Raw genomic sequence first — 398 nt, 5'->3', positions numbered from 1 at the left:
GTTTTGCCTATCAGTATATGTCCACGCTGATCTGTGACAAAAAAGTCCATTTCCCCTGCATTACGTAAAGACTCAATAAAGTGAGCCAGGTTGATGTTTAACATTACGTAACCGACAAAACGTTTATCCAGATATATTTTTTGCCCAATACGAATGGTCGGCTCATAAGGCTCAACCACTTTGTTGTGCTCAATATTGAGGTCAAAGTTGGAGAAATAAAAGGCCTTGCCCTTGAGCTTTAAAACTGCCTGATGGTAATAGCGCTGCGACTTATCCTGCAAGGCCTTTCGAGGCACAATCACTAACTTGCCGGTTGTGAATTTGCGATCAATACGAACCAACTCCATTCCATTTGGAGAAAGTAACCGAAGCTGAGAGGCATTTTTGAATGAAATGAT

Annotated in this window: 1 protein-coding gene; it reads right to left on the bottom strand. The window is 41.5% G+C overall.

The window, feature by feature from the left end:
• A partial coding sequence (locus F8R15_RS21635; protein ID WP_172976303.1) for a cache domain-containing protein occupies nucleotides 1–398 on the bottom strand: 398 nt, incomplete at both ends.

This window comes from Thioclava sp. JE_KL1 (assembly GCF_009296265.1).
In the GTDB taxonomy this organism is placed as follows: domain Bacteria; phylum Pseudomonadota; class Alphaproteobacteria; order Rhodobacterales; family Rhodobacteraceae; genus Thioclava.
Note: the sequence above shows the minus strand (reverse complement) of the source record. Positions and strands in the feature narration are given on the sequence as shown.